We start from the raw sequence: 6962 nt of genomic DNA, 5'->3' as shown, positions 1-6962 counted from the left end.
CACCTCCCCCCCTCCCCCCGCCGTCCCTGTCCAAACTGCGCCCCGGCGCCCGCCGCGACGCCCCCCGGGTCCGACGAGCGGCTTCCGGGACCCGCCACCCCCACACCGGTGGGACTGCTGTCGCAGCTGCGGTGGCCGGCGGGAACGGCGCTCAGTCGAACATGAACCCGCTGAGGAAGCGGGTCATTCGGCGCAGGTAGTCCGGCTGGCTGACGTGCAGCACGTGGTTGCCGGGGAACCAGTGGAACGCGCACCGGTCCCAGTGCCGCCACAGGATCTCGGCCTGTTCGGGCGGCGCCAGCCGGTCGCCGAGCCCGGCGATGATCAACCGCCGGTCCTTCGGGACCAGCGGCCGGTAGTTCAGCGGCGATGAGTACATGGTCGCCGCGTCGACCAGCTCGGTGTCGGTGCCAGCGATCCAGTCTCGCAGCGCCACAACCTTGTTCGCGGGGAACCACTCGTCGACGGTGCGGTCCGGGGTGACCACCGGGACGTTCGGGATGACGGCCTGGATGCGGTCGTCGACGCCGGCGATCAGCGCCGAGGTGTAGCCGCCCAGCGACATGCCCGTCAGTGCGATGCGGTCCACCCCGGTGAACTCCAGATAGTCGATGATCGACCGGAAGTCGTGCACCGCCTGTGCCATCGCCTCGGCGAAACCGGCCATCCCGTGGGCGAAATAGCCGTGTCCGCTGAACGGCGAATACTTCTCGGCGCGACGTCCGTGGAACGGCAGCGTGTACAGCATCACGTCGTACCCGCAGCGGTAGAACCACGGCAGCGAGAAGAACAGCCCGTTGAACAGATACGCCGACCCCATGAAGCCGTGGATCAGGCACAGCGTGGGACGCGGCCCGTCGTCGTGGCGCCAGTGCTGGGCGTGGACGACGTTGTTGCGCACGAATCCCGCGCACTGGTCGCGCAGCGCGGGGTTGACCGCTCGGAAACTGCTCTCGAAGCGGATGTTGCGGACGTTGCCGTGGGCGACCCACTCCGCGACCGGGCCGGCGGGCCGCGAGGATACCCGCGGCGGCGTCCGCGGCGCCGGAAAGGACACCTGCGGATCCTTGGCGGCCGCGAGCTCGGCGTAGAACCGCAGATGTTCGCGCTCGGCTGCGGTCTGCGACCTGCGCAGCGCGCCGGCCAGCGACGGCACCATCGTGACGCCGAGCAGTGATGCGATCGACGTGCGCAGCGCCAGATCGGCGACCGCTGACGAGTCGACGATCAGGCGCTGGCGCAGTGTCAGGTCGACGCGGCGGGGCAGCCCGCGGGCGGTGGCGTCGGCGCCGGGGACGTCCGGAACCGGGATGGGCGGCGATTCGGCGGGCGCGCTGTCGGGCTCCACGCCTGGAATGCTAACCGCTCAGCGTCGCCACGCCTTCTCCCTGAGCAGCCGCAACCCGTTGAGTCCCACCAGGATGGTCGAGCCCTCGTGACCGGCGACCCCCAGGGGCAGCGGAAGATGCCCGAACAGGTCCCACGCGACGAGGACGACGATGAAGGTCGCGGCGATGGCGAGGTTGGCGATGACGACCCTGCGTGCGCGCCGGGCCAGCGCGACGACGGCGGGCAGCGTGCCCAGATCGTCCCGGGTGATCACCGCGTCCGCGGTGTCCAGGGTCAGGTCGGAGCCGCTGCGCCCCATGGCTGCCGACACGTAGGCGGTGGCCATGGCGGGGGCGTCGTTGACGCCGTCGCCGACCAGCATCAGGTGGGCGCCGCCGTCCTCCAGCGCGCGGACCTCGCGGACCTTGTCCTCGGGAAGCAGACCGGCCCGGACGTCGGCGATGCCGAGTTCACCGGCCAACTGCCCGGCCGCGCGCGAGTTGTCGCCGGTGAGGAGTACCGGCTGCGCGCCGGTCAGGCGCGCGAGCGCGGCGATCGTGTCCGCGGCCCGGTCGCGCGGGCGGTCGGCCAGCCCCAGAACGCCGACGGTGCGGCCGTTGAGCTGGACCACCACGGCGGTGCTGCCGCCACGTTCGATGTCGTCGACGACGGCGCGGGCGGGATCGAGGTCGTCCAGCAGCGCTGAACTGCCGACGAACACATGGTCCTCCTCGACCGTCGCGCTGACGCCGCGGCCGGGCTTCGACGAGAAGCCGGATGCCGCCGGGACCGATACGCCGGAACGGCGGGCCGACGCGACGACGGCACGGGCCAGCGGATGCTCGGACGGACTCTCCGCGGCCGCCACCAGGGACAGCAGCATCTCCTCGGAGAGCCCGGAATCCGGCAGCGGGCACACCGCGGTGACCCACGGGTTGCCTTCGGTGAGCGTGCCGGTCTTGTCGAACGCGACCCGGCTCACCCTGGCGAGCTTCTCGAGCACGACCGCGGACTTGACCAGCACGCCGTGCCGGCCGGCGTTGGCGATCGCGGCCAGCATCGGCGGCATGGTGGACAACACCAGCGCGCACGGGGACGCCACGATCATGAACGTCATCGCCCGCAGCAGCGCCGCCTGCAGCGACTCGCCGAGCAACACCGGGATGACGAAGATCGCGACGGTGGCGACCACCATCCCCACCGAGTAGCGCTGCTCGATCTTCTCGATGAACAACTGGGTGCGCGCCTTGCTGGCACTGGCCTCGGTGACCATCGCGGAGATGCGGGCCACGACGGTGTCCGCCGCCGGGCGCGTCACCCGAACCCGAAGTGTGCCTGTCCCGTTGACCGTTCCCGCGAACACCTCGTCACCCGCGGTCTTGGCCACCGGGAGCGGCTCGCCGGTGATGGTGGCCTGATCGACCTCGCTGACGCCGTCGAGCACGAGACCGTCCCCGCCGACCCGTTCACCGGGACGGATGAGCAGCACGTCGCCGACGTCGAGCAGCGCGCTGTCGACCGGCTCCTCCTCACCGGCCGCGGTCAGGCGGGTCGCGGTGGGCGGTGCCAGATCGAACAGACTGCGGACCGAGTCCTCGGTCCTCTTGGTCGCGACGGCCTCCAGCGCGCCCGAGGTCGCGAAGATGACGATGAGCAGGGCACCGTCGAACACCTGCCCGATGGCGGCGGCCCCGATGGCGGCCACGACCATCAGCAGGTCGACGTCGAGGGTCCTGGCGCGCAGCGCCTGCACGCCCGCCAGCCCCGGCCCCCAGCCTCCGCTGGCGTGACACGCCAGATAGAGCGTCCACCACAGCCATCCGGGCGCGCCCGCGAGCTGCAGGACCCCGCCGGCCGCGAAGAACGCCAGTGCGACGAGTGCCCAGCGCACCTCGGGGAGGTTCCAGGCGCTGGATCGGGCGGTGCGACTCATGGCGTCCAGGTTATCTGCACACTCATGCATATTCGCAACTGCATCATCAGCTTGACAACTGAACAGGAAGGTCGGAGTATGCTCGGCGCCGTGCACACCTCGATCTCCGGCTTCTCGATGCCTGACGACGACGACGTGCTGCGCGCCGCCGAGGCGTTCCGGATGTTGAGCGATCCGACCCGGATCAAGGTGCTGTGGGCGCTGCTGCAGGGTGAGACGTCGGTCGCGTGCCTCGCCGAACTCGCCGACGTGACACCCGCGGTCGTCAGCCAGCATCTGGCCAAGCTGCGGCTCGCCGGTCTGGTGAAGGGACGCCGTGAGGGCACGTTCGTCTACTACTCGGCCGTCGACGACGACGTGTTGCGGATACTGAACCAGGCCCTGTTCCGAAGTGCCGAGGCGGCGGACGAGACACGCAGCCGCATCTGATGTGGAACCCGGACGTCTACCTGACCTACGCAGACCACCGCGGCAGGCCGTTCTTCGACCTGCTGAGCCGGGTCCCTGCCGCCGACCCGCGCCGGGTCGTCGACCTCGGTTGCGGCCCGGGCAATCTCACCGAGACGCTGAGCCAGCGTTGGCCCGGCGCCACGCTGGAGGCGTGGGATTCCTCGCCGGACATGGTCGAGGCGGCCCGTCGCCGCGGCGTCCCCGCCGAGCTGGGCGACGTGCGGCAGTGGGTGCCGGCCCCGGACACCGACGTGGTGGTCAGCAACGCGACACTGCACTGGGTGCCCGAGCATGCCGGGCTGCTGGAACGCTGGGCCGGCCGGCTGGCGGCCGGATCGTGGATCGCGTTCCAGGTCCCCGCCAACTTCGACGCACCGTCCCATCAGGCGGTTCGTGAGCTGGTGCGCCGCCCGGAATGGTCAGACCCGTTGCGGGACTTCCCGTTCGAGAAGTCCGACGTGGTCAGGCCGGCGGCCGGTTACGCCGAACTCCTCACCGATGCGGGTTGTGCGGTCGACGCCTGGGAGACGACCTACGTTCACGAACTGACCGGTGAGAACGCCGTCCTGGAGTGGATCCACGGCACGACGCTGCGCCCGGTGCGCACCGCGCTGTCCGATCAGCAGTGGGAGCGGTTCCGTGCCGAGCTGATCCCGCTGCTCGATGCGGCGTACCCGCGGCGCGACGACGGCATCACGTTCTTCCCGTTCCGCCGGATATTCGTTGTCGCGCAGGTGAAGTGAGCGACATCGCGGGTTGATCGGCTCGGCTCAGGTGGGCAGGCCGTCCTTCTCGGCGTCGGCGCGGTATCGGTCCACCCATTCGTCCGAGCGATGATCGGCCTGACGTTCCAGCGCCGGTGCGGGAGCCAGGCGCGGGTCCTGGCCGAGCTTCTCCAGTACCTCGGCCACCACCTGCGTGAGGTTGCGCCACAGCACCGGGTACGGCACTTCCATCGGCTCGACGCCCTCCTCGGCGAACCAGTCGCGCCAGCCCGCCTCCTGCTCGCGCAGCATCCTGACCACGTGGGCGATCGCGCCGGCGTGATATTCGGCGCGGGCGTCCCGCCCGGGATCCGGGCGGCCCCGCCACACCCGCGTCTGCACCGCGCGCCAGAACGAGACCGCTTGGGAGACAACATCAGGACGGTAGACGTGGATCAGCAGCGGGTCGCTGCCGACGACGTCGCGGATGGCCGAGAGCAGTCCGGTGCCGGAGCGGTCGGGCAGTCCCTCGGCACGCCGGAGCAGCAGCGGGGTCTGGTTCCACATCAGCTTGCCGCCCCACACACCGTTCGGGGTGCGCCCGACGGTGCGGATGTAGTCCCGCCAGATCTCCGGCGGCGCCAGATCCGGCTTGCCGTCGTCGGTGGGGTCGAGCAGGCGCAGGATCGATTCGTCGTCGACGCCCTCGAACCACTGCCGCGGCTGCGGCGACTGACTCGTCGTCGGCAGGTACTGGAAGAACTCACCGGGCTCGCCGGCCACCCCGGTGGCCCGCAGCGACTCGACCAGCAACGTGCTGCCGCTGCGCTGGGAGGCAAGCACCAGATACGCCGTCGGGCTGGCTGACATGGGCAGAGCTTAACCGCATCCGCCGATGCCGCAAGCGCCGGTGTTTGCGATCAGCGTGAGCCGAACTCTTGTGCCGAGCTGTGGTCGTGTTCGATGCCGCGTTCGGCCGCAGTCGCTGAGCGACTTGGGATCTCGAGCCCCTTGATGTAGGCGTAGGTCTGCGTGTAGCGGTCGGCGATGCGGGTGCCGGCGAAGTCCGAGGGAATCACGTCCCCGGTCTTCTGCCGCCAGTCGTCGAGCAGCAGGGCAAGCCGGGTGCCGATGGCCTCGGACCGGCCGGTGGCGCCGGGCCCCAGCAAATTGTTCTGCTCGGTCGGGTCGGCGGTCAGATCGTAGAGTTCGCGTTCGGGGCGCGGTGTCTGCACGCGCGGCTGGACCACCCGTCCCGGCGCGCTGTCGACGATGTCCCACGGCAGGTCGAGAAGCGGTCGCGCCGCGTAGTTCTCGATGTAGCTGTACTCCCTGGTGCGGATCGCACGGATCGGGTCGAACGAGTCGTGATACGTCTTCATCGTGTAGACCGCGTCCCGTACCGGCTTCTCCGTCGGCGTAGCGAATTGCGTTGCGTGCGAAAGTCCTTCGACGTCGGGCGGAACGTCGACACCGAGAAGCTCGAGGAGGGTGGGGACCAGGTCGACACCGCTGAACAACCCGTCGTAGCTCCGCGGCGCGACGGTCGAGTTGCGGGGCGGCCGGACGATCAGCGCGATGCCGGTGCCCGCGTCGTACAGCGTGGACTTGGCGCGCGGCAGCGCCGGTCCGTGATCGGTGACGAACACCACCCAGGTGGTGCGGTCGAGCCCGGTGGCTTCCAGCGTGTCCAGCAGCCGGCCGACGGCGGCGTCGGCGACGGTGATCGATCCGTAGAAGTCCGCGAGGTCCTGGCGCACCTCCCGGGTGTCCGGCAGGAAGTCCGGCAGGCTGACCTTGTCCGGGTCGGCCGGTGGGTAGCGGTCGTGCGGGTAGGGGCGGTGCGTCTCGAAGAACCCGGCGGTGAGCAGGAAGGGCTTCTCCGGCGGGGCGGTGAGCCACCGGGTGGCCTGTTCGACGACGTACTCGCAGTAGGAGTTGGACACGTCGAACTCGTCGAAGCCGAGCCGATCGGGGAACGACGTCTCGTGTTGCATTCCGAAAAGTACGGTATGCCAGCCGTTCTCGGTGAGGATGTGCGGCAACGTGCGGACCCCGGCGCGGTACTCCCAGCCGTGATGGGCCAGCCCCACCAGGCCGTTGGACTGCGGATAGCGGCCGGTGAACAGCGATCCGCGCGACGGACTGCACAGTGGTGCGGTCGCGTGGGCGGCGGTGCACAGGATGCCCTCCTCGGTCAGCCGGTCGAGTCGCGGACTGGAGACGTCGGCATGGCCGTAGGCGCCGAGGTGGCGGCCGAGGTCGTGCCAGTGCACGAGCAGGACGTTGTCTCGGTCCGGTGTGGTCACAGATGTCCCTTCCGTGGCGCGACGGCAAGTTATCCCCAATGCCGAATCTATCCACAGCCGCGCCGATCGGCCGCCCCGGCGGGCCGGGGAACCGGCTAGCGTCGAAAGCATGTGGCGCTCCTAGTGTTTTAGTGGGCGCCTTCTCGCTGGTCAGCGGTGTTTTTGGTTGAGTCTCAAGTGTTCTCGGTGTGTCCGCAGGGCAATGGGGGACGCGCACGCGGTCGGGTGCTCTAGGTT

The 6962-nt window shown here is 69.9% G+C and carries 6 protein-coding genes; 2 read left to right on the top strand and 4 right to left on the bottom strand.

Features of this window, described 5'->3' with window-relative positions; translation table 11 throughout:
* Positions 1-151 precede the first annotated feature (151 nt).
* On the bottom strand, positions 152-1357 hold the full coding sequence (locus ASJ79_RS15440) for a S9 family peptidase (protein ID WP_156448464.1): 1206 nt from the start codon (positions 1355-1357) through the stop codon (positions 152-154).
* A gap of 9 nt (positions 1358-1366) precedes the next feature.
* Positions 1367-3262, bottom strand: coding sequence for a heavy metal translocating P-type ATPase (locus ASJ79_RS15435; RefSeq protein ID WP_082753856.1), 1896 nt, complete (start codon positions 3260-3262; stop codon positions 1367-1369).
* A gap of 78 nt (positions 3263-3340) precedes the next feature.
* Here ASJ79_RS15435 and ASJ79_RS15430 point away from each other — a divergent pair, with 78 nt between their 5' ends.
* Positions 3341-3691 (top strand): metalloregulator ArsR/SmtB family transcription factor, encoded by a 351-nt coding sequence (locus ASJ79_RS15430; RefSeq protein ID WP_231750861.1) that lies wholly within the window; start codon positions 3341-3343, stop codon positions 3689-3691.
* The gene (locus tag ASJ79_RS15425) at positions 3691-4455 is read left to right on the top strand and encodes a trans-aconitate 2-methyltransferase (RefSeq protein ID WP_067956626.1); all 765 of its coding nucleotides are present in this window, start codon (positions 3691-3693) and stop codon (positions 4453-4455) included. The genes ASJ79_RS15430 and ASJ79_RS15425 overlap by 1 nt, the downstream gene beginning before the upstream one ends.
* A gap of 27 nt (positions 4456-4482) precedes the next feature.
* Here ASJ79_RS15425 and ASJ79_RS15420 read toward each other — a convergent pair whose 3' ends face one another.
* Positions 4483-5286, bottom strand: a complete 804-nt coding sequence (locus tag ASJ79_RS15420; RefSeq protein WP_067956624.1) for a Stf0 family sulfotransferase — start codon at positions 5284-5286, stop codon at positions 4483-4485.
* 50 nt (positions 5287-5336) lie between these two features.
* Positions 5337-6725, bottom strand: a complete 1389-nt coding sequence (locus tag ASJ79_RS15415) for a sulfatase (protein ID WP_067956622.1) — start codon at positions 6723-6725, stop codon at positions 5337-5339.
* Positions 6726-6962: the final 237 nt, after the last annotated feature.

The sequence above is a fragment of the Mycobacterium sp. NAZ190054 genome (assembly GCF_001545925.1).
Taxonomy (GTDB): Bacteria; Actinomycetota; Actinomycetes; order Mycobacteriales; family Mycobacteriaceae; genus Mycobacterium.
This window is presented reverse-complemented; position numbering and strand designations above follow the sequence as displayed.

Bases quoted from the DNA above. Each gene is read 5' to 3' on its own strand.
- ASJ79_RS15430 (WP_231750861.1), top strand. From the start codon at position 3,341: ATGCTCGGCGCCGTGCACACCTCGATCTCCGGCTTCTCGATGCCTGAC.
- ASJ79_RS15425 (WP_067956626.1), top strand. From the start codon at position 3,691: ATGTGGAACCCGGACGTCTACCTGACCTACGCAGACCACCGCGGCAGG.
- ASJ79_RS15435 (WP_082753856.1), bottom strand. From the start codon at position 3,262: ATGAGTCGCACCGCCCGATCCAGCGCCTGGAACCTCCCCGAGGTGCGC.
- ASJ79_RS15420 (WP_067956624.1), bottom strand. From the start codon at position 5,286: ATGTCAGCCAGCCCGACGGCGTATCTGGTGCTTGCCTCCCAGCGCAGC.